Source organism: Virgibacillus phasianinus (genome assembly GCF_002216775.1).
Classification (GTDB): Bacteria; Bacillota; Bacilli; order Bacillales; family Amphibacillaceae; genus Virgibacillus_F; species Virgibacillus_F phasianinus.
The window spans coordinates 154,400-175,301 of sequence record NZ_CP022315.1; the positions used below are offsets into that span (position 1 = coordinate 154,400).

A 20,902-nucleotide genomic window follows, 5' to 3' on the forward strand; every position below is an offset into this window, starting at 1 on the left:
CAAAGGCAGAGATTATATTATACTAAAAGATATCTAATTGTTTATTTGTGAAAACCCATTTCTGTTTGGGTTATTGGCCAGTACTTAATGCCTACTTTCCCAACCAGCTGTTTTTCAGATATAAAACCAAATGATCTGCTATCAAGACTTTCCGGTCTGTTATCACCCATTACAAACAATTTTCCTTCAGGTACTGTTGTCTTCCCTGTAACTTCTTCTAATGTGAAATCATTTGTATACGGCTCTACATCACTTTCCTTTTGCAGATCCTCAAGAAATTCTTCTTCCACATATTCACCGTTTACGTATAACTTTTCATCTTTGTAGGTGATCTCATCACCAGGTAATCCAATCACCCGTTTCACGTAATCTTCCCTTTCATTCGCGTGAAACACAATGACATCCAATCGATTAATATCCTGTAAATCATAGACAACTTTATTCACCATCATCAGATTTCCATCATATAGCGTTGGTTCCATGGACTCCCCATCGACTACATAACTAGCAAATAGAAAGTTTTTAAAAATTAACGCCGCTACGATGGCGAAAAAAACGACTGGAATAAACCGCCGATAATTTATTTTTTGCATTTTTCTTCACTCCAAGGTTCTAATCCCGTCTAGCATCTGCGGCAATAAGCATTTTGCCGCTCTGTCATAGTTTACCCTGATCGGAGTTCCTCTAACCCTTCTTTTCTCTTTGCTCCCGAGCTTCTTTCTCTACTGTTCTCTTTTGTATACGCTTTTCTGCATATTTCCCAATTAACCAGAATGCGATAATACATGCTGCCACAACAATTGACTTGGTAGGGTTTTTCGCAAATGAAGCAATACTCGCACCAACATAAGCCATCGTAAATATCATTACTGATTTCCCAAGCAAAACAGCCAATACAAATTGCTGGATGCTTATTTTGGATAAGCCTGCTACCACATTAATAATTGCTGATGGTGAGAACGGAAAACAAAGTAATAAAAACAATGGACCAAATCCGTGGCGTTCCAGCCAGGCCGTGACTTTCTTAACCTGCCTATTGCGCCGTATCACTTTAAATATCCGTTTATCTCCCAATTTACGAATGAGCAAAAACACAAATACTGCGCCAACACTGGCTCCAGCCCAGGATAATAGAAAGCCCTCCAATAAACCATATGCTGCAGAATTTGCAATCACAAATACTACTAATGGCAGGAAGGGCAGAAATGCTTCCAGAAATGGAAATAATAGACCTGGCAATGGCCCTAAACTCTCATAGTTATTTAACAATTGATTAATAAACTCGTCCATCTTATCTTGTTCTAATAATAGTTTAATGTTTGCAATACTGAAATCCGACAATTGCATGCAACCTGTCCCTTCACCCCAAAAACAAATACTTGTACATTTATCCATAGTCTAACTACTTTTATTGTAAAGTAAACTCGTAAATCTGCATAGAAAAAATAAAAAATCAGCTTCAATCTTTCCGCTATGCAAATTCCATAATTTTATAGTGTATTTTTTCAGGAAATATCATATAATAAACTAGGAACAAATGTTCGTTTTGGGAGGGAATATTATGCGCTATCTTAATGATGAAGAGTTACAGGTAGCATCACGCTTTCTGTTTCTTTCAATGGCGATAGTTGTGATTCAACAGGACATTCACCATGTTCAACAAGGGGCTTTTAAAATTAAGGAACCTTATCTTGAGCTTTTGGAAAAAATGACAACAGCTGCAACCAATGAACGCAGGCAATTGCGTCAAACCATGCAGAAGAAAAAGATACGTGTAGTCACATTAAATAAAAACGATTCTTTTTCATCTTTCCTGTTTTTATGCCAAACCCGCGAGGAAAAGCGTAATTACTTTAATCCGGCCATCCGAAAAAAAGTGGAGGTTATTGTGCAGGAGCTTATGCGTAAGGCTCTGCCACCATATCAGGACCCTGTCTCCGCAAGTACTTGATGCGATTATCTAACAGATACCGGAATTGTGCTGTCCGCTGCGTCTGATTCAGCATGGAGCCATACGAAACATCAACGGTAATTGACTTGCCATTTTTAAATAAAACTTCCGTGTGGGTACTGTCAACTATTCGCATTTGATCAATGTAGGAATGTGCGATCCAGGAGCATTTAGCATTTAATGGCGATATTGTGGGGAAAAAGTACATGCCGCTGGTTGGATCGATCGCGATTGGAGCTTTGTGGGTAATATTGCATATATCCCGGGTTCCATCCTGTCTCCCTTTGAGACTGGCTCCAAATGACTTGCAGGCATGGTCAATTAGCTTGGTTGGGGATGTCTTCACACAAAATTCTTCCTGTGTTTCCAGAATACATGCCCCATATTCCGCACTTTTTCCATATTGAGCAATAACAGCCATTGTAAAAGGAGTAATTTCATAAGCTAGAGAATAATAATTGTTCATTTTTTTAACATCCTTTCCGTTGCAGAACGAAAAGAAAGAAGCTTATAATTAATTTACCAAACTTTTAGACAAAATAATACAATTTTTTGAAAAAATATAACTTAATTTTAATTATTTTCATTTTCCGGGGATTCCTCAGCAGATATTTCCGTTTCTTCAACATCCATTGATACCTGCTCAGGTGCATGAAATTCTGGATTTAGAATTGTAAACGTTGGCAATTCGGGATTTTTCTTCATATAGATGAACACCTCTTTTTACTAGTTAGTTTGGCAGCAATCGAGGAAGTTCATACATTTTAAAAAGCATTAGAAAATCTTGGCTTGTCGCCAAGAACTAATGGCGAAAGCCTTAGATTTTTTTATACTTTATACCGATAAAGATTTATGCTTTCTTAAAGTGTAAAAAGAAACAAGTCGTGCAGGGTGTTGTTTCCTCCTTCACGACTTGTTCCTTGTATATTACTGATTTTTCATTTTTGAACGCAAATTTTTGCGTAAAATTTTGCCTGTTGTGTTTTTCGGGAGTTCGTCCATAAATTCGATCTCTCTTGGTACCTTATACTTTGCTAAATGGCTTTTGCAAAATTCGAGAAGCTCCTTTTCTTTTAATGAAGGATCATTTGAAACGACAAAGCTGATAACTGCTTCACCTGTATTCGGATCAGGTGTCCCAACAACTGCTGCTTCAGCGATATCTGGATGTGAGTAAAGTACTTCCTCCACCTCTCTCGGGTACACATTGTAGCCCCCAACGATGATCATATCCTTTTTACGATCAACGATATAGAAATATCCTTCATCATCTTTTCTTGCCATGTCACCAGTATAAAGCCAGCCATTTCTTAGGCTATGCGCCGTTTCCTCAGGCATCTTATAATATCCCTTCATCACATTTGGACCTTTAACAATTAATTCACCCACCTCGCCAATGGGAACCTCCTCACCAAATTCATCAACAACCTTATTTACAACATGCAGGATATTCATCCCAATCGATCCAGGCTTTCTCGGGCGATCTAACGGATTAAAACAGGTAACCGGTGCAGCCTCAGACAAACCGTACCCTTCTGAAATCTTCACATTAAATGCTTGTTCAAATTGTTTCAGCAAAGAAACTGGCATTGCCGAACCACCACTGATACATAATCTGATTCGTGAAAAGCTTCCCTCATTGCCAGCAATACTTTGCAGTAAATAATTGTACATGGTTGGAACACCAGCAAATACGGTCGCTCCATGTTCCTTCGCGATCCGAAAAACCTCAGTCGGTGAAAACGATGGAATGATGAGAACTGTGCCGCCATTCATTAATGGCGCATTCAATGAAACGGTTAAACAAAATACGTGGAACATTGGCAAGACTGCAATCACGCGGTCGTCACCATTTATCGTCAAATAATCCGCAACATCCTTGGCATTTGAATAAAGATTTTTGTGGGACAGCATAGCTCCCTTTGGATTACCGGTCGTGCCGGACGTATATAAAATAATCGCTGTTTCATGTTCATCTAATTCCGGTGTATCAAAATCCAGATTTCCTTCCGCAACAATCCTTGAAAACGATTTCAATTTTGGCAACAAGGAAAATCCCTCAAATGATACATCTTTACCTGACTCACACGAAATATAGTGATCAATAGCTGGAAGCTGGTCCGCAGCTGCCTCAAACTTTTCCATTAAGACATCCATCGTGATAACGGCTTTCACATCACCATTTTTCAGGATATATGTCATTTCATGAGCAGTGTAAAGCGGGTTAATCGGAATAACGATAGCACCTAATCTGAGGGCACCATATAAGCCGATTACATAATAAGGACTATTCCCAACAGCCAGAGCAATATGATCCCCTTTTTTATACCCCATTTCTCGTAAGCGTGACGCAAACTTTGTAATTGCACCATCTAACTCCATGTATGTAGTCGTTTTTCCCTGAAAAACATACGCGGGTTTATTCGGTAATTTTTGAGCTGTGTTTGATAATTGCCTACTTAAATTCACCTTCATGCCCCCTAAAAAGTTATGAATGAATAATCATTCATTCCTATGTTAAAATTCATATTAATTATAAAATACAGATAAGTTATTTTCAAGAAGAAAGTGATGGCTGGAGAAATTAAGGCGTTTTTCGCATAGTTTGTCGCTAATATCACCTCAGTTGATTAAAATTAAAACATAACAGCAACGTGATTTCCGCTGCGGGCAGTCGCTTTCCGCGGGCGGCTGGTGAGCCTCCTCGAGCTTACGCTCTGCGGGGTCTCACCTATGCCTATCATCCCACAGGAGTCGACTACCCGCAGCTCCAATCACTGAGGGTAAAAAAATGAATGGTATGGAATTATAAGTGTCACTCAACCATAGCGAAGGAAAAAATCGGAGACTCCTTCAAAAAGAAACTGTGCGATGTATCTCTAAAGAAGCCTTCCTTATCCTGTGGGATAGCGCAATGTTTTTTCCGCAGCGGTCGCAGTGCGTTGAACACGATTTTAGTTACGTCGTAGTTTATAGATTTTGTGTCATAAAACAAAAATCATTTAGAAAACAGTCAAAAAAGGCTAAATGAACACGCTGCAAGCCTGTCCATTTAGCCTTTAGTTTCAATGCCTATATTAATAAATCAAATTTACAAAGTCTTCTTTTGAAATTTTTCCAAGGTAATGCGGAATATCTACATTCTCAAGGGCTTCATCAATTGCTTTACGCTCGTAACGGATACCAGTTAATTTGTCCTCGATGTCCTTTACATCACCCAGACCAAAGAAGTCTCCATAAATTTTACAGTTTTCGATCATACCCTTTTTGACTTCCAGACGAACATCTACAAGTCCGGAATCAAATTTATGTGATGCTTTCGTATTGAATTTTGGTGATTTACCATAATTCCAATCCCAATTTTGATAGCGTTCCTTTGAAATTTGCCGAACATTTTCCCAGTCTTGCTCTGTCAATTCATATTCGGGAACATCCTTTACATCTTCCACATCGAAAATATAGCGCAAAATTAGATTTTTAAATTCATCCATAGTCACTTTTTCTTCAAGATATTCCGAAATATTCGCCACCCGGCTGCGAATCGATTTAATTCCTTTTGATTGAATTTTTTCCTTACTTACATTCAACGCGGATACAACGTGTTCAACCTCGGAGTCAAACATTAATGTACCATGACTAAACATGCGTCCTTTTGTTGAGAACTGCGCATTACCGGAAATTTTCCGGTTCTCAACAACAAGGTCATTTCTGCCTTTTAATTCTGCTGGGACACCAAGCTTATTCAATGCTTCAACAACAGGCTTCGTAAACTTCTCAAAATTATGGAAGCTTTCCCCGTCATCCTTTGTGATAAAACTGAAGTTAAGGTTACCTTCATCATGGTAAACGGCCCCGCCACCGGATAGGCGGCGAACCACCTTAATCCCGTTTTTATCCACATACTCTGTATTAATTTCTTCCACCGTATTTTGATTTCGGCCAATAATGATGGAAGGCTTATTAATGTAGAATAACAAATATGTATCCTTTTCACCAAAGTTTTGCAAGATATATTCTTCAAGTGCAAGGTTCATACTTGCATCCGTTATTCCTTTATTATCAATAAATTTCATTGTCTTTTGACCCCCCGTTAAATTGCCTATCTACTGTTAATTGTAATGGAAAAGTCTCCTCCAATCAAAAGTTAACCCCTATCATTTTCCCATACGAGTCCGGTTCTTGCTAGTTCTATTTTCCCATTATAATAGTTTGCAGCTTCTTTGATTAAATTTGTTGTATCACCGTATTGTGGAAGATGACTTAATAATAATTCAGCAGCATTTGCATCGCGCGCGATGGTTGCCCCCTCCCCGCTGTTCATATGGCCTGCTTTTGAACCGTCCTGCTCCTCATAAAAGTTACAGTCCGTTATCAATAGATCAGCATCTTTTGCAAAACTGGCCCATTCCTTTTTATACGTTGTATCTGCTGTGTAAACGATGACATCCTCCCCGTCAGTAATGCGCATGCCATAACATGGAACAGGATGACCCGTTTTCAAAAATGTTATCAAAAAAGGACCAACCTCGAGCACGCCCTCCGGATCATATGCAATCCCCTCTGTGCATTCATGTGTCAATGTCTTAAATTTAGCTGGATCTTCCTGGTGTCCATAAATTGGCAGGATTTCTTTCTCTTCACGAAGATAGGAGTGTACGAGCCATGCATACTGCAGGACACCAATATCGGCTATATGGTCGTGGTGGTAATGTGATAATACAACAGCATCAATATCCATCACATGTTTATAGTTCTGAACAGCCGATAGTGCACCACTTCCTACGTCGACTAATAACGAGAACCCATCTTTTTCAAATAAATAGGATGAAGTAGCACCTCCCTTAGCAGGATAGCCACCCCAAAAGCCTATGACAGTACATTTCATTAGACAAACACCCCTTTTTAAAAAATTGTTGTAACACACTGTTGACATGTTGCATACTGTTATAATACAATACTAATAACAAATTAAAGGAGATGAATACACATGAAAAACGTCCTTGAGTTTTTTAGAACATTACCAAAGAAAAAGTGTCATCAGTGCGGGAACGTCATGAATGAACAAGCGGATTGCTATGGTAACCTTTGCGACGAATGTGATCATCCCGCTAGATAGAACGAAAAGCGCAGGCGACTGGGTAGCGTCGCTGCACAAAAAAAGCTTAAACCATATTTCAACTGTACTACAACATCCTAATTATTTGCCACTTAACAGCTATTTATTTAGCTGTTTATTTTTTTGCAAAAGTATCTGAAAAGTCATATCATTAAATTTGTTAGTAATCTATAATTGGTTTTGAGATTGGACCAAGATTTGGAGGGATTATGGATGACGACTAAAACGAAAAGAATGAACAGAAATGAAGTACCTGTGGAAAATACTTGGGATTTAACAGATTTATTTGCATCACAAAGCGATTGGGAGACTGCTCTCAAGGAAATACAGCAAAATGTGATTAATGTGACACAGTACAAGGGGCAGCTCGGAACAAGCGCTACTGTTCTAGCAGATTGTTTAACAGCGCTTGAACAGTTTGAGAAGAAAGTCATTCACGTTGCTACTTACGCAAGTTTACGAGCAAGTGCGGATGGATCAGACGCAGAAAATCAGGCAAATGCTGCCAAGGTTTCCTCAGTACTGGCCCAAATTGGAGCCAAGCTATCGTTTATTGAATCAGAATTGTTAACGTTATCGACAGATACCATTCAGGAATTTCTTGATCAGAAAGAAGAACTGCACCCGTACAAGAAAATGCTGCATGACATTGTTGAAAAGAAACCGTACACATTATCACCGGAAATCGAAGAAACACTGGCGTCACTTGGTGAGTTACATAGTGCACCATATATGATCTATGAACGCAGCAAATCATCTGACATGGAATTTGAATCAATTACAACTGACAATGGTGAAGAATTGCCAATGTCTGCAGCACTCTATGAGGATCGTTATGAGTTAGCAGCCGATACAAAGGTTCGCAGACAGGCCTATGATTCTTTTATTGCAACGTTAAACCGTTACAAGAATACATTCGCGGCGACATATGCGACAGAGGTTTCAAAACAAGTTACCATGTCACGGCTTCGTTCCTATAGCTCTGTAACCGAAATGCTGTTACATCCGCAACAGGTAACGGAGGATATGTACCATAATCAATTAGATATTATTCAGGAAGAACTCGCACCGCATATGCGGAAATTTGCTAGGCTTAAGCAGAAGGAACTTGGGCTCACGGAGCTGCGATTCTGTGATTTAAAAGCACCGCTGGATCCTAATTTCAATCCGGAAACAACCTATGAGGAAGCGACATCGACGATTATGGATGCATTGCAGATTATGGGCGAAGAATACAGTGGCATTATTGAAAAAGGCGTGACTGACCGTTGGGTGGATTTAGCTGATAATGTTGGCAAAGCTACTGGTGCATTCTGTTCAAGTCCTTATGGTGTACATCCCTACATTTTACTTACCTGGACAGATAATATGCGCGGAGCATTTATCCTGGCGCATGAGCTCGGACATGCAGGGCACTTTTATTTAGCCGGTAAAAATCAATCGTTGGTGAACACACGTCCATCAACCTATTTTGTTGAGGCACCATCAACACTAAATGAGTTGCTGCTGGCAGATCACATTAAGCAAAACACAGATGATAAACGAATGAAACGTTGGGTAATTACGCAATTACTTGGAACCTATTATCATAATTTCGTAACCCACTTACTGGAAGGCGAATTCCAGCGTCGTGTATACAAATTAGCCGAAGAAGGAACACCATTAACCGCCTCCGTTCTTACCAAACAAAAACAAGAAGCGTTGGAAAACTTCTGGGGCGATACAGTGACTTTTGATGAAGGTGCTGGACTTACCTGGATGCGCCAGCCACATTATTATATGGGACTATATCCATACACGTATTCTGCTGGTTTGACCGTTTCGACTGCAGTGGCACAAAAAATTCAGGAGGAAGGAAAACCTGCTGTCGATCGTTGGTTGTCCGTATTGAAAGCGGGCGGAACAATGAACCCGCAGGAACTCGCTAAAATGGCCGGGGTTGATATGTCGAAACCTGATGCAGTTCGTACGGCAGTGGCGTATGTTGGATCACTAGTTAATGAGCTGGAAGAAACGTTCGAATAGGGGTTCAAGATTAGGGATGGCTTTCGAATGGAAGATATATCCGTGGTTCGGCTGATGGCTGATATATTTGCAGATTGGCAGATAAATCTGTGGATTGGCCGTTATTTTTCAAATTTGGCTGTTATTTCCGCGGATTGGCTGTTATTTCCGCGGATTGGCCGTTATATTCCAAACTTGGCTGTTATTTTCGTGGATTGGCCGTTATATTCCAAACTTGGCGGTTATTCCCGCGGATTGGCTGCGATCTCCGTTGGTCACACCCAAAAAAAGGTGCTCACATCATTTGTGAGCACCTTTCCCTTTTATCCCAAAAACTTCAATACATTACCTACTGCCTTTTCACCCTGTTCGATACAGTCTGGAACACCGACACCTTCAAATGAAGCGCCAGCTAAATACACACCTGGTAAATCTTCAGCCATCTTACTGCGAACATTTACTATTCGTTCTGTATGCCCCACTGTATACTGTGGTCGTGCATTTTCCCAGCGCGTAATTACACTAAACTTCGGCTCTTGCGTTATATTCATCGTTTTATTTAAATCCTTTAATACAATTTCCTTTATTTCCTCATCCGATAAATGGACCACTTCCTGATCGTTAGGTCGACCTACATAACACCTTAGCAGAACGTTTCCTCCCGGGGTAGAATGCGGCCATTTTTTATGTGTCCAAGTACAGGCAGTAATCCTAAAATCACTATTCCTGGATACAACAAATCCTGTTCCATTTATATCACGTTTAATTGCTGATTGATCAAAGGCCATCGCAACATTTGCAACCGATGTGGAAGGAACATTGTCAAATTCACGGAAATAGTCGTATTGACTAAATACCTTGGGCAGAGACTCATGGGAAGTTGCCATAATAACTGCATCTGCTTTATAAACTTCCCCACTGCTTAACAAAAGATGATAGCCATGATCTTTTTTCTCAATATGGTCAACAGCAGCATTTAATGTGACAGTGCCCTCATCAAGCTTTAGTGCCAGTTGTTCCACTAATGACTCAAAGCCGTCCCGAAATGCATAAAACGCTCCGGCCTTTCTCTTCTTCGGACTTTGCGCTTTAGGCAATGTCTTTCGTAACCCTTTAATCAGACTTTTATGTTCCTGTTGCAGCTGATAGAAGTTAGGGTAGGTTGCCATTAAACTCATTTCATCAATATCACCGGAATAAATTCCAGATAACAGCGGATCCATCACATTTTCAACAACTTCATTACCAAACCGGTGACGTAAAAACCCACCAAGGGATTGATCCTGTACATTTTTGCCTCTAGGTAACATAAAGTCCAAACCAGCACGCATTTTCCCTTTCAAAGAAAAAAGGTTTGATAATAAGAATGGGCGCGCTTTCGTTGGAATCCCCATGTGCGAACCACGAGGCATTTTGCGCAGCTTGTTATTAACTAATATATAGGATTGACCTGTGGCATTTCGAACAAGCTTGTCTTTCAGCCCTACTTCTTCCGCTAGTTTCACTGCCGGCTTTTTCCTTGACAAAAAAGAATCAGGACCACGTTCGATCGTAAAACCGTCTTTCCTTAGTGTACTAATTTTTCCACCCAATCTATCACTGGCTTCAACCAGTTTTACATGGTAAGGCAACTTTTCTTCTTTTATCTCTTTTTGTAAATAGTAAGCGGCGGACAACCCTGTTATCCCACCGCCGACAATTACAATATTTTTCCTGTTATCCATTACACTTCACGCTTTACTTTTTGAAGAACAACATCCGCAAGTGTTGCGATGAATTCTGGATGCGCATTTGGCATTTCAGGTCGGTGATAAGCAGCACCAAGCTCCTCACATACTACTTTACATTCGTAATCATTATCGTATAAAACTTCTAAATGATCGGCGATAAACCCAACTGGCGCATAAACAAAGGAACGATATCCTTTTTCGTTATAAAGATCTCGTGTTAAATCCTGTACATCTGGACCAAGCCATGGATCTGGCGTGTTTCCTTCACTTTGCCAGCCAATCGCATAGTCGGTAATTCCGGTTGCATCGGAAATTAATCGGGCGGTCTCTTTTAATTGACCAGGGTAGGGATCCCCGTTTTGCAAAATCTTTTCTGGTAAACTGTGTGCAGAAATAACGAGCACAGCTTTTTCTTTCTCATCAGCAGGCATTTCCTCATAAACTTTATTAATTTGGTTAGTCCAAAATTGAATAAAGCCAGGTGCGTCATACCAGCTTTCAACCGAGGTAATCGTTAAATTCCCTTGTTTTGCCGCTTCGTCTGTTGCACGTTTATTATACGATTTCACACTAAATGTAGAATAATGTGGCGCCAGTACAAGGGAAACTGCTTCCTCTATGCCGTCTTTCGCCATTTGTTCAACCGCATCTTCTATAAATGGTTCGATATGTTTCAAACCGATGTAAACATGAAATTCATGTTCATCCTGAATCTCATTTAGCTTTGCTTCCAATGCCTTGGCTTGTTCATTTGTGATTTTTGCTAATGGAGAAATACCTCCAATAGCTTTATAACGATCCGTTAAATCCTGCAGCATTTCAGGTGATGGTTTACGACCATGCCTTATATCAGTATAATAACGTTCAATATCCTCTTCCTTGTACGGCGTACCGTATGCCATCACCAACAAACCCATTTTTTTCTTTCCCAATTCATACACCTCGTTTAACAGTTTCGATTTCTATCGTTTAGAATAGCTGTGAACTAATTCCGTAACCTTTTTAAGGACAGCAGGCTTAATTTCTGGCGTTACACCATGTCCCAGATTAAATACGTATCCCTGTTGATCTTGCATTCCTTCGTCTAAAATAGTTTTTGTTCGCTCTTCAATCGTGTTCCAATCCGCCAACAATAGGGCTGGATCCAAATTACCTTGTAACACTTTCGTGACACCCATTTGGCGTGCTTCCTTGATCGATGTACGCCAATCAAGTCCTAGTACATCTGCCGGTAAATCATTCCATTCTGTCAGCAAATGACGTGACCCAATACCAAATAAAATCAGCGGAACTTTTTCTTTCTTCAGTTCAGTGAAAATATGCTGCATGGCTGGTTTGATGAAGATTCGGTAATCTGAAGCATTTAATGCTCCCACCCATGAATCAAATATCTGAATGGCCTTAGCGCCAGCTTTAATCTGAGCTTTCGCATAAGTAATCACCATATCTGAAAGTTTATCCATTAATGAAAACCATGCATCCGGCTTGCGATACATAAATGCTTTTGTTTTATGATAATTTTTGGATGGGCCACCCTCAATCATATAGCTCGCCAGCGTAAACGGGGCACCACTAAATCCGATTAATGGTACAGATAATTGTTCTTCTGTCAGCAAACGGATGGTATCTAATACATAAGGAACATCTGACTGAGGATTGATTGTCCCCAGTTTTTCTACATCTTGATACGTTTGAACCGGATTATGAATTACTGGTCCTATGTTTTTCTTTATTTCTACATCCACTCCAATAGCGGGCAGAGGCGACATAATGTCCTTATATAAAATAGCTGCATCGACACCATAATTCTCCACTGGGAGACGTGTCACATACGCACATAATTCTGGTTGATGGGTAATTTCAAATAAGGAATACTTTTCCTTGATTTCGCGATATTCTTTTTGCGATCGTCCAGCCTGACGCATGAACCAAACGGGTACATGATCCGTTTTTTCCCCGTTATAGGCTTTAATGATCGTATCGTTCATTTGCTTTAGCATGTTTTTCACCCTTTTTAAAAGATCAGAAAGTATAAACGAAAATATTTCTAGCGTAAGCGTCCAGAAACTGCCGCTTGCACTTTTCTTACTGCTTAAACTCCATTATCTACTATAGCGATTTCCTTTATGGCTGTATAGCAAACCCTCTTCATTGTCATGAATTTGTCGATTACAATGATAATTCAACTGTGTTTGATTTTGTTCCTTCTACTTGTGTTAGTGGATTATATGGAACAACGTAATAACGAGTCGTTTTCAATAATGGAGCGTCATCAATAATAAATTCATTCTTCCCTTGTACTTGCCCAATTCTTTTATCAATACCGTCCTGCTCTTGATAAATATGATAAACAATACGTTCATCCTCAGCCATGGACCAAGTTAATTTTCCTTTAACTAATGAAAATCCGCCAAATGTGTAGCTCGCCTCCAGTTGGTTGATTTCCGGAAGGTCCATAGGCTCTGGTAATGTCTCTACGTTCTCCGGTTTCACAAAGTTCGATTCCAATGGCCGCTGTTTGTCGATTTCTTTTAAAATAGACTTTGTTAACATTGTTGGATAAGAGCTTCCATCGGTAAGAAAATGATGTTTGTCCGATTGATCATAGCCCATCCACATGGCACTGACGTAATGCGGTGTATAACCAACAAACCAGGCATCCTTATACTCGCCTTTTACCAGGGGATGCTGTGTCGACCCCGTTTTTCCGGCCAATGCTTTCTCGTAATCGCCTGCTTCTGCAGTACCGTTCTTTACAACATTTGTTAACATTGCCGTCATGTTCCAGGCGACCTGACTGCTAAACACCTGTGTTTGTTTTTGTTTTCCCTTGGCAATTACTTGATTTTCCCTATCGTAAATACGTGAAATAGTATGCGATGGTATATATTTCCCACCATGAACAAACGGCCGGTAACTTTCCATCATCTGGATTGGCGTCAAACCGTCCGACAGTCCGCCTAAGGCGATCGCAAGTCCCTTATCCTTGATCGAAATGTTCATTTTTTCAAGAAATGTTTTTGCGTAATCAATGCCAATTGCGTTGAGCAACCATACTGCGGGTGCGTTCTTTGACACTCTTAATGCTTCATAAATCGATACAGAACCAGCATACTCGTCCACTACATTTTCCGCTGTATAGCCGTTAATACTGCGTTTTTGATCTGGTATTAGGGAATAAGGGTTGTATTCTTTTTTCATTAATGCTGGTCCATAAACAGCGATGGGCTTCATCGTAGAACCGGGTTGACGGGTTACAGTAGCACGATTAAGGTTTCCTAATTGGTAGGAGCGACCGCCAATTGCCGCAACTATTCCACCGTTCTCCTGGTCCATCATGACAAAAGCTCCTTGTGTCCCCTCCGTATTACCTGGGAAATACCGATCATTTTTAAACTTTTCATATGCAATTTGCTGGATTCGCTGTTCCATGTTTACAACTATCCGATAACCGCCACGCTGTAATTCATCTACCGATAACTGATACTTTTCGGCAGCCTCTTTCATAACCAAGTCAACATAGCTATCTACCCACGGGGTCTCTTCTGGTTCCTCTACATCTAGACCAAGTGTTTTACCCTGTGCCTGTATTCGTGTTTCGGTAGAAATTTTCCCAGCATCATCCATCGCTTGGAGAACAACATTTCTTCGGTCTAAAGCTTTCTCGGGATGATTAATTGGTGAATAACCATTTGGAGCCTTCGCAAGTCCTGCAAGCATTGCTCCTTCTGCCAACGTTAAATCACTGACAGATTTTGAAAAAAATAATTGTGATGCCTCCTCGATGCCGTACACCCCTGAACCGAAATAAATCTCGTTCAGATACATCCCAAGTATTTGATTCTTTGTATATTCTCTTTCTAAGTAAATGGCCGCCATTACCTCTTTTGTTTTTCTCATCCATGTTTTATCATTGTGCAAAAACAGGTTTTTAGCCAATTGTTGTGTGATTGTACTCGCGCCTTCCACCTTGCCAAAAGCAACGATATCGCGATAAACAGCACGTGCTACAGACTGGAAATCGACGCCTGCGTGTTCATAAAATCGCCGATCTTCAATAGCAACAAACGCCTCCTGAACATGTTCCGGGATATCTTCCATCGATACCAGTGTTCTATTTTCGTTGTATAATTCAGCAATTTCTTTACCATCCTTGGTTTCAATTGTTGTCGTAGCATCAAGAATTAAATCTTCCTCATTCACTACCAATTTTCCACCAAAAATGATAACTAAATACCCCGCAATTCCTAAAAAAGCTACGATGCCTGCTGTAACTAATAGCTGTTTCGTACTCAGGGTAAAAATTCTTCTCTGTTTTTTATGTTCCATTTCCCTCTTGTTCACCTCTGCACATGGCTGTTTAACAACCACATACTACAGTATACGACAGTTTTCGGCAATCTAAAAGCAATAGTATTTATCGGATATGTTGATTAACAATTGTCGAAAAGGGTATTATGAAACAGAGATTATTTGCACTTTTGGAAGGAGTTTGAAGGAATAATGGAAGCATATATGACAAATGGAACATTAGAATTCATTAAAAAAATTATTGATGACCATCCCGCCATTGATTTTCATCTTATGTCCAGTGGAAATGGAGCACTCGCTTACTATGAAAATGAACATGAAAATATCTTCGCATCGGGTAGAGCCTATGACGTCCTGCTTAACAATGGATCCATACAGAACAAGGGCTTTGTCGTAATGAATAATATTACAGTAACGGAGGATGGAAGAACCGTGTTTGAAGATCGTTTTAAACGGCGAAGTTCCGCAATTGAATCCACTCCCGGATTTCAGGCATTCAGACTGCTGCGCCCGCAAAGCGGAAACACATATGTAGTCTTGACTCAATGGGCAACCATCGAGGACTTTGATAACTGGAAGAATTCAGATGCATTTAAAGAACAACACAAAAATGGTAAAGGCGAAACAAAGCCACCCGCGTATTTTGCCGATAAGCCATATATTACAAGCTATAATATGGTTAATGAATAAAGAAAAGCGCAGGCCACCGTTTAGAAGCGGACGCATAAGCAAGGGACCGCAGAACGCATGGGTTTACCGTTCGTAGTGCCCATTGCTTATGACGGTAGCTTCTGGGCGCCGGAGCTAGACACGAAAAGCGCAGGCCACCGTTTAGAAGCGGACGCGTAAGCAAGGGACCTCAGAACGCATGAGTTTAGCGTTCGTAGTGTCCATTGCTTATGACGGCAGCTTCTGGGCGCTGGAGCTAGACATTAAGAAAAGCGGAAGCGCCAATAAACAGGCACTTCCGCTTTTCTTATTCAGTAATGTTGTTTTCTTTAAAGAATGCTCGTAATTGCTCTTCTGTTTGGCCGCCGGAAATACGTGTGGCTTCCTTTCCATTCTCGAAATGAATAAGTGTTGGTGTACCTTCAATACTGTACTTATTCCATGCATCTTCAAACTCCAGTACATTAAGTTTCTTTACATCTACACCAAGTTCTTCTGTTAAAGGAACAAGGATTGGCGTTGTACGCTGACAATGTGGGCATGTAGGATCATAAAAATAGACAGTTAGCGATTTACCATTTTCCAGTTTTTTATCTAATTCATCAGGAAGTATTTGATTTTGATAGTTTGGATCGTCCAACTGGTCAATCGTTGCTTGATGTAAATCACTTTTGCCGTATGGATTATCGTTCTCGTCAACTGCCTGTTTGTTCTTATAATCAACAACAAAATAAAGTGCTGCAAACAATACAATAAGTACTACAATAAAAATTAACATCTTCTTTTTCATCGTTTATTTCTTCCCTCCAATTTGTTTAAGTAATAAGACATGGAGCACAAAGATTACAATAAAAGCTACTCCAGCGAGAAAAGGGATCGTAATGAACCCGAGGTAATTAACGTACTGGGTAGTACATGGAATAATTCCACATGCACCGGCCGTATCATGAAGTGCTGGCACCTTTTGAATTAAATAATGATAAGTTGAAACAAAAATACCTATTCCGCTTAATATGATCCCGGGATACGCCATCGACATATTCTTTTTGATCATGGCAACACCATAAATAATCACAAGGGGATACATTAAAATACGCTGATACCAGCATAATTCACATGGAACATACCCCATTATTTCTGAAAAGAATAAACTTCCGAGCAATGCAATAAGCGCTTGAGCCCATATAAGAAATATGAGTGTTTCACCTTTATTAGATTGATTCATATGTAATCTCCCTTACTTAAAGAGTCATAAGTATTATACAAGCCTGCTGAAAAAAAAACAAAAAAGAGGACCATAAATTACTGATCCTCAGCTGAAATTAAGTTATTTCTGTGAACATAGACAGCTGCTTGTGTTCGGTCATGAACCCCAAGTTTTCCAAGAATATTGCTGACATGCGTTTTTACAGTTTTAATACCAATATATAATTTTTCACTGATTTCCTGATTTGTCATCCCATTGCCGATGCAAATCAGGACTTCTAATTCACGCCCGGTCAATTCATCATGTGCTTTACGGGAATCAGACCGAAATGTTGACATCATCCTGCCCGCCACCTTTGGTTCAATAACATTTTCTCCTTGTTTAGCCTTTTTTATAGCGTTTACAATTTCATTAGCAGACGATGTTTTTAAGAGATAACTAAACGCCCCCGCTTCGATTGCCGGAAAAACCTGTTTATCGTCATAGAAGCTTGTAAGTATGATAATCTTTGTGTCAACATTACTATTTGTTATCGTGCGTGTCGCATCAATCCCATTGCCATTTTCCATCATTAAATCCATCAGAACCACATCAGGTTTCTCTTTTATTACCAGTGCTGCCCCGTCATTTCCATTAGAAGCCTGCCCGACAACCTCTATCGAATCATCGGTTAACAAATACGAAACAATACCTTTTCGAACAACATCATGATCATCCACAACAACCACTCGAATCATGCATTCTCCCCCTATCTTGATCTTTACTGTTTAGTTACATGGAATCCGTATATCTATATACGTACCTTCTCCCCGGATAGAACGAATTGTAAATGTACCACCCAGTTCCTCGCTTCGTTCTTTCATCGTTTTCAAACCATACGACGTTTTTCGAGTCGAATCCTGCCCAACATCGAATCCCTTGCCATTGTCTGCAATATGAATGAACAGTTCATTTGATCTACTCGTTATCCTTAAGCCAACTTCACTAGCTTCGGCATGACGTAAAATATTGGATAATGATTCTTGAATAATTCTAAAAACATGTTCCTCTGTTGTTTCTTGTAGTTTGATAGAGTCGTCAAAGTCCAGTTTGAAATTGATCGCACTCTTTTGTTTCAACTCTTCTACCAGTTTCTTAAGGCCAAGTGAAAGTGGATCGCCTGATAAATGTACTGGCCGCAAATGCAGCAACAAGGCACGCATCTCGGTCTGAGCCTGCAACGCACTGGCTGCAACGTCCTCCAACTGTGACTTGGCCATTGTGGGATTTTTGTCAAATTGTTTCAGTGCTGCTTCTGCCATCATCGTCACGCCAAACAATTGCTGGCTTACAGAGTCATGCAAATCCCTGGCCAGGCGTTGCCTTTCCTCGATAACAGCAGCCTTGTGTGCTGATTTTGCAAAATCCGCCTTTTCATCCGCCATCCGTTGTAATGATTTTACCTGGTTTTGCATTTTATTGCCCAGTTCGTTCAATTCGCTGCCAATTCTGGCAATCTCATCATCCTCGTTAAAATAGACCCGTGATTGATAGTTTCCATTGGCAAATTGTGTAATCAACACGGAGAAATAATCGAGACGTTCCTTTAAATCACCGCTGGATTTAAAACCAACATACAAGGAAAGCAGCAAACCAAGTACTATATACGTTGCAATAAACAAAAATATACCTTCAGCGGTTAACCACAGTGGTTCAAATAATACATAAATAGATAATAGAAATGACAACAAAATTACTGTGGTTAGAAACGTTCCATAAAGGTGTGAACGAATATAACTAAATCGTATACTATTCAGCCGCTTTAGCATGATCGATCACCCCCATTATACTTTATCGACTCGGACAGAGCCTGCTTTTAACTTTAAGTTGATGGTTAATTTTCTTGTCGCATCTTGATAATCCTCGGATTCGTAGTAAAGCGTTCGATTAATCCCTTCAGAAGTCTGTCCCATTATATTTACTTCACCAGCCTTAACAGTTGCTTCAATTCGACAGGCAACGTTTTCCGGCATCAGGATTTGAATATCACCAGCCCAACTGTTAATGGAAATCGGTGTTTCCTTTTCCGGAATATATGCCTTAGAAAAATCTATATAATAATCCCCTGCTGCATTATGCAGGTTCATTGGCTCTACCTTCCAATTTGGTTCAGTAAATTGATGATCGCCAACTGAAAAACGGTTTCCGTGTTTCTTCATGGTATCGCGGTATGTTTCTTTTTTATCATCCGTGTCAATCACAAACTTAAAGTTTTTCTTACGTTTAGGTTTTCCAATGATACTGAAACCAATATAGACAATTAATAATGGCCAAAGCTTGAATATATCGTCGAAATTAAAACGAATAAACCCCAGTTCACCTATTAATAATAAGGAACCAAAAACAAATAAAAATGACCCAAATATCCAACTCCCACCGCGATTTCGCAAATCGTCTATAAACCATTTCAGCCCAAAAATAATAAACAAAGTAGAGTAGGCATACGGCCATATTCCATTCATGTCCATGTCAATCACTTCAAGATTCTGCAAAACCAATATGACCCCTATAAAAATAACGATAAATGCAAATAACAAGCGGATAAATCGATTATTCATTTTCATCACTCCTTTCTTTTATTGATATCGCATAATGGTTTTATTTTTAAGGCAATAGATTCCAATCAGTGTAACCACTGTCCCACTGACGATTATAATCAGCTGGATCGACACGCCTGCCGCAAGTAAAGAGGATGTCAGCAGAAAAGATACTGGAACAAGACCCGTCGAAACAGTCATTAAAAAGCTCATCATTCGCCCTAGCATCTTTTTCTCCGTTGTTTGCTGCATCATAGTCATTAGCGGGATATTGATTAATTGAATTAAAAATCCCATTATGCCTACTAGGATGGCCGTTAAATAAAGATATACCGATAATCCGGTTCCGGCGGTAAGAATACCTAATGCAATAAGACTGCCGATTAAGGCAACACCGGGTTTTTTCAATTTAATCGTTGCTAATAAAATCGCTCCAAGCAACGCCCCTATACCCATAGACGTTTCAACGGTGGCTAGCCCTATCGCACTTCCTTCAAATATGTCCTTGACGATAATTGGCAAACCAATTGCTAGTGGGCCGGAAAAGAAGAAATTAATAAAGAAAGCGACAATTACAACCGAAATAACCAGTTCATTTTTCCTTGCATAGCGAAATCCTTCTTTTAAATCTTCCCAAGGAGTTGGTTTTTCTACCCCTTCCTCATCTTTTTTCAATGTTATCAAGAGCACCGCAAGTGATGACAAAGCAAGCATTCCAAATGCTATTGAAAAAACCCCTTCAAACCCAAGTAATGCAATCATTCCCCCGCCTAATGCCGGTCCTAGAATCGGACTTATTTGCGTTGTCATTTGAATGAGTGAATTTCCCCTTTGTAATTGATCATCATGTAAAAGCGTAGGTGTCAGCGCGTTCAATGCCGGATAGCTAAATGCATCTGACATACCGAACAATACAGCTAAACCGATCAGGTGAAATGCTGTTACGGCATCTGTCCAGACAAGAAAAATTAATACTAAAATTAACAGTGCCCGGGAGGCATCAGAGAGAAAAAGAATGGTTCGTTTATTAAATCGATCAGCAATGATTCCTCCAGCTGTTAGTAGAAGTAATCTCGGAATGGATGCTGCCAAAAATAACATTCCAAAATAAAATCGGTTATCGGTTAATGTCAGCATTAACCATTCCGCTCCTATTAAGTATACATAATATCCCGGTGAAGAAAATAACGCTGCGATAAATAAAAACATAAAATTACGATTTTTTGTTACAGGAACCTTCTGCATTTCAATAATTTGTGATTCCACGCTCATAGGTGACGCCCCTTCCGACTTGTTCGTATATGTATAGCTTACCGAAAGCAGCGTGCAGCCATAACG

21 protein-coding genes are annotated in these 20,902 nt (G+C 39.9%); 4 read left to right on the forward strand and 17 right to left on the reverse strand.

Annotation, left to right across the window (positions count from 1 at the left end; translation table 11 throughout):
- Positions 1 to 41: 41 nt before the first annotated feature.
- Both lepB and CFK37_RS00765 read right to left on the reverse strand, forming a co-directional pair.
- Positions 42 to 593 (reverse strand): signal peptidase I, encoded by a 552-nt coding sequence (gene lepB / locus CFK37_RS00760; RefSeq protein ID WP_089060116.1) that lies wholly within the window; start codon positions 591 to 593, stop codon positions 42 to 44.
- A gap of 91 nt (positions 594 to 684) precedes the next feature.
- Positions 685 to 1,347, reverse strand: a complete 663-nt coding sequence (locus CFK37_RS00765; protein ID WP_089060117.1) for a TVP38/TMEM64 family protein — start codon at positions 1,345 to 1,347, stop codon at positions 685 to 687.
- 214 nt (positions 1,348 to 1,561) lie between these two features.
- Here CFK37_RS00765 and CFK37_RS00770 point away from each other — a divergent pair, with 214 nt between their 5' ends.
- A complete protein-coding gene (locus CFK37_RS00770; RefSeq protein ID WP_089060118.1) occupies positions 1,562 to 1,951 on the forward strand; it encodes a YhjD family protein in 390 nt (129 codons plus the stop codon).
- On the opposite strand, the gene CFK37_RS00775 is transcribed toward CFK37_RS00770, so the two are convergent.
- The 5 genes from CFK37_RS00775 to CFK37_RS00790 form a co-directional block, all read right to left on the reverse strand.
- Positions 1,899 to 2,417, reverse strand: a complete 519-nt coding sequence (locus CFK37_RS00775) for a competence protein ComK (protein ID WP_089060119.1) — start codon at positions 2,415 to 2,417, stop codon at positions 1,899 to 1,901. The genes CFK37_RS00770 and CFK37_RS00775 overlap by 53 nt on opposite strands.
- A 107-nt stretch (positions 2,418 to 2,524) precedes the next feature.
- Complete coding sequence (locus CFK37_RS20515) at positions 2,525 to 2,656, reverse strand: hypothetical protein (RefSeq protein WP_281251601.1); 132 nt, start codon at positions 2,654 to 2,656, stop codon at positions 2,525 to 2,527.
- 222 nt (positions 2,657 to 2,878) lie between these two features.
- Positions 2,879 to 4,420: a fatty acid--CoA ligase family protein gene (locus CFK37_RS00780; RefSeq protein WP_089060120.1), complete on the reverse strand. Its 1,542-nt coding sequence runs from the start codon at positions 4,418 to 4,420 to the stop codon at positions 2,879 to 2,881.
- A 608-nt stretch (positions 4,421 to 5,028) separates the two neighbouring features.
- Entirely contained in the window at positions 5,029 to 6,024 is a 996-nt protein-coding gene (lplA, locus tag CFK37_RS00785; RefSeq protein WP_089060121.1) for a lipoate--protein ligase, read from the reverse strand.
- A gap of 71 nt (positions 6,025 to 6,095) precedes the next feature.
- Positions 6,096 to 6,836, reverse strand: coding sequence for an MBL fold metallo-hydrolase (locus CFK37_RS00790; protein ID WP_089060122.1), 741 nt, complete (start codon positions 6,834 to 6,836; stop codon positions 6,096 to 6,098).
- 102 nt (positions 6,837 to 6,938) lie between these two features.
- On the opposite strand from CFK37_RS00790, the gene yhfH reads away from it, so the two are divergent.
- Both yhfH and pepF read left to right on the forward strand, forming a co-directional pair.
- Positions 6,939 to 7,067, forward strand: coding sequence for a protein YhfH (yhfH, locus tag CFK37_RS00795; protein ID WP_089060123.1), 129 nt, complete (start codon positions 6,939 to 6,941; stop codon positions 7,065 to 7,067).
- A gap of 213 nt (positions 7,068 to 7,280) precedes the next feature.
- Complete coding sequence (pepF, locus tag CFK37_RS00800; protein ID WP_089060124.1) at positions 7,281 to 9,092, forward strand: oligoendopeptidase F; 1,812 nt, start codon at positions 7,281 to 7,283, stop codon at positions 9,090 to 9,092.
- Between the two features lie 302 nt (positions 9,093 to 9,394).
- Here pepF and hemY read toward each other — a convergent pair whose 3' ends face one another.
- The 4 genes from hemY to CFK37_RS00820 all read right to left on the reverse strand — a co-directional run bounded on the left by hemY (position 9,395) and on the right by CFK37_RS00820 (position 15,130).
- On the reverse strand, positions 9,395 to 10,795 hold the full coding sequence (gene hemY / locus CFK37_RS00805) for a protoporphyrinogen oxidase (RefSeq protein WP_089060125.1): 1,401 nt from the start codon (positions 10,793 to 10,795) through the stop codon (positions 9,395 to 9,397).
- Entirely contained in the window at positions 10,795 to 11,733 is a 939-nt protein-coding gene (gene hemH / locus CFK37_RS00810; RefSeq protein ID WP_089060126.1) for a ferrochelatase, read from the reverse strand. Before hemH ends, hemY begins: the two co-directional genes overlap by 1 nt.
- A gap of 30 nt (positions 11,734 to 11,763) precedes the next feature.
- Entirely contained in the window at positions 11,764 to 12,801 is a 1,038-nt protein-coding gene (hemE, locus tag CFK37_RS00815; RefSeq protein WP_089060127.1) for a uroporphyrinogen decarboxylase, read from the reverse strand.
- Positions 12,802 to 12,970: 169 nt separating this feature from the next.
- Positions 12,971 to 15,130 carry a transglycosylase domain-containing protein gene (locus CFK37_RS00820; protein WP_089060128.1) on the reverse strand — a complete coding sequence of 720 codons (2,160 nt, stop codon included), beginning with the start codon at positions 15,128 to 15,130 and terminating at the stop codon, positions 12,971 to 12,973.
- Between the two features lie 174 nt (positions 15,131 to 15,304).
- On the opposite strand from CFK37_RS00820, the gene CFK37_RS00825 reads away from it, so the two are divergent.
- Entirely contained in the window at positions 15,305 to 15,802 is a 498-nt protein-coding gene (locus tag CFK37_RS00825; RefSeq protein WP_089060129.1) for an antibiotic biosynthesis monooxygenase family protein, read from the forward strand.
- Positions 15,803 to 16,088: 286 nt separating this feature from the next.
- Here the strand turns inward: CFK37_RS00825 and CFK37_RS00830 are convergent, their stop codons facing one another.
- From CFK37_RS00830 to CFK37_RS00855, 6 genes are all read right to left on the reverse strand, one after another.
- Positions 16,089 to 16,571: a thioredoxin family protein gene (locus tag CFK37_RS00830; RefSeq protein WP_089060130.1), complete on the reverse strand. Its 483-nt coding sequence runs from the start codon at positions 16,569 to 16,571 to the stop codon at positions 16,089 to 16,091.
- Between the two features lie 3 nt (positions 16,572 to 16,574).
- On the reverse strand, positions 16,575 to 17,006 hold the full coding sequence (locus CFK37_RS00835) for a disulfide oxidoreductase (protein WP_089060131.1): 432 nt from the start codon (positions 17,004 to 17,006) through the stop codon (positions 16,575 to 16,577).
- Between the two features lie 77 nt (positions 17,007 to 17,083).
- Positions 17,084 to 17,725 carry a response regulator gene (locus tag CFK37_RS00840; protein WP_089060132.1) on the reverse strand — a complete coding sequence of 214 codons (642 nt, stop codon included), beginning with the start codon at positions 17,723 to 17,725 and terminating at the stop codon, positions 17,084 to 17,086.
- Positions 17,726 to 17,755: 30 nt separating this feature from the next.
- Entirely contained in the window at positions 17,756 to 18,796 is a 1,041-nt protein-coding gene (locus CFK37_RS00845; RefSeq protein ID WP_089060133.1) for a sensor histidine kinase, read from the reverse strand.
- Between the two features lie 15 nt (positions 18,797 to 18,811).
- A complete protein-coding gene (gene liaF, locus CFK37_RS00850; protein ID WP_089060134.1) occupies positions 18,812 to 19,585 on the reverse strand; it encodes a cell wall-active antibiotics response protein LiaF in 774 nt (257 codons plus the stop codon).
- Positions 19,586 to 19,603: 18 nt separating this feature from the next.
- Positions 19,604 to 20,836: an MFS transporter gene (locus CFK37_RS00855; RefSeq protein ID WP_089060135.1), complete on the reverse strand. Its 1,233-nt coding sequence runs from the start codon at positions 20,834 to 20,836 to the stop codon at positions 19,604 to 19,606.
- Positions 20,837 to 20,902 lie beyond the last annotated feature (66 nt).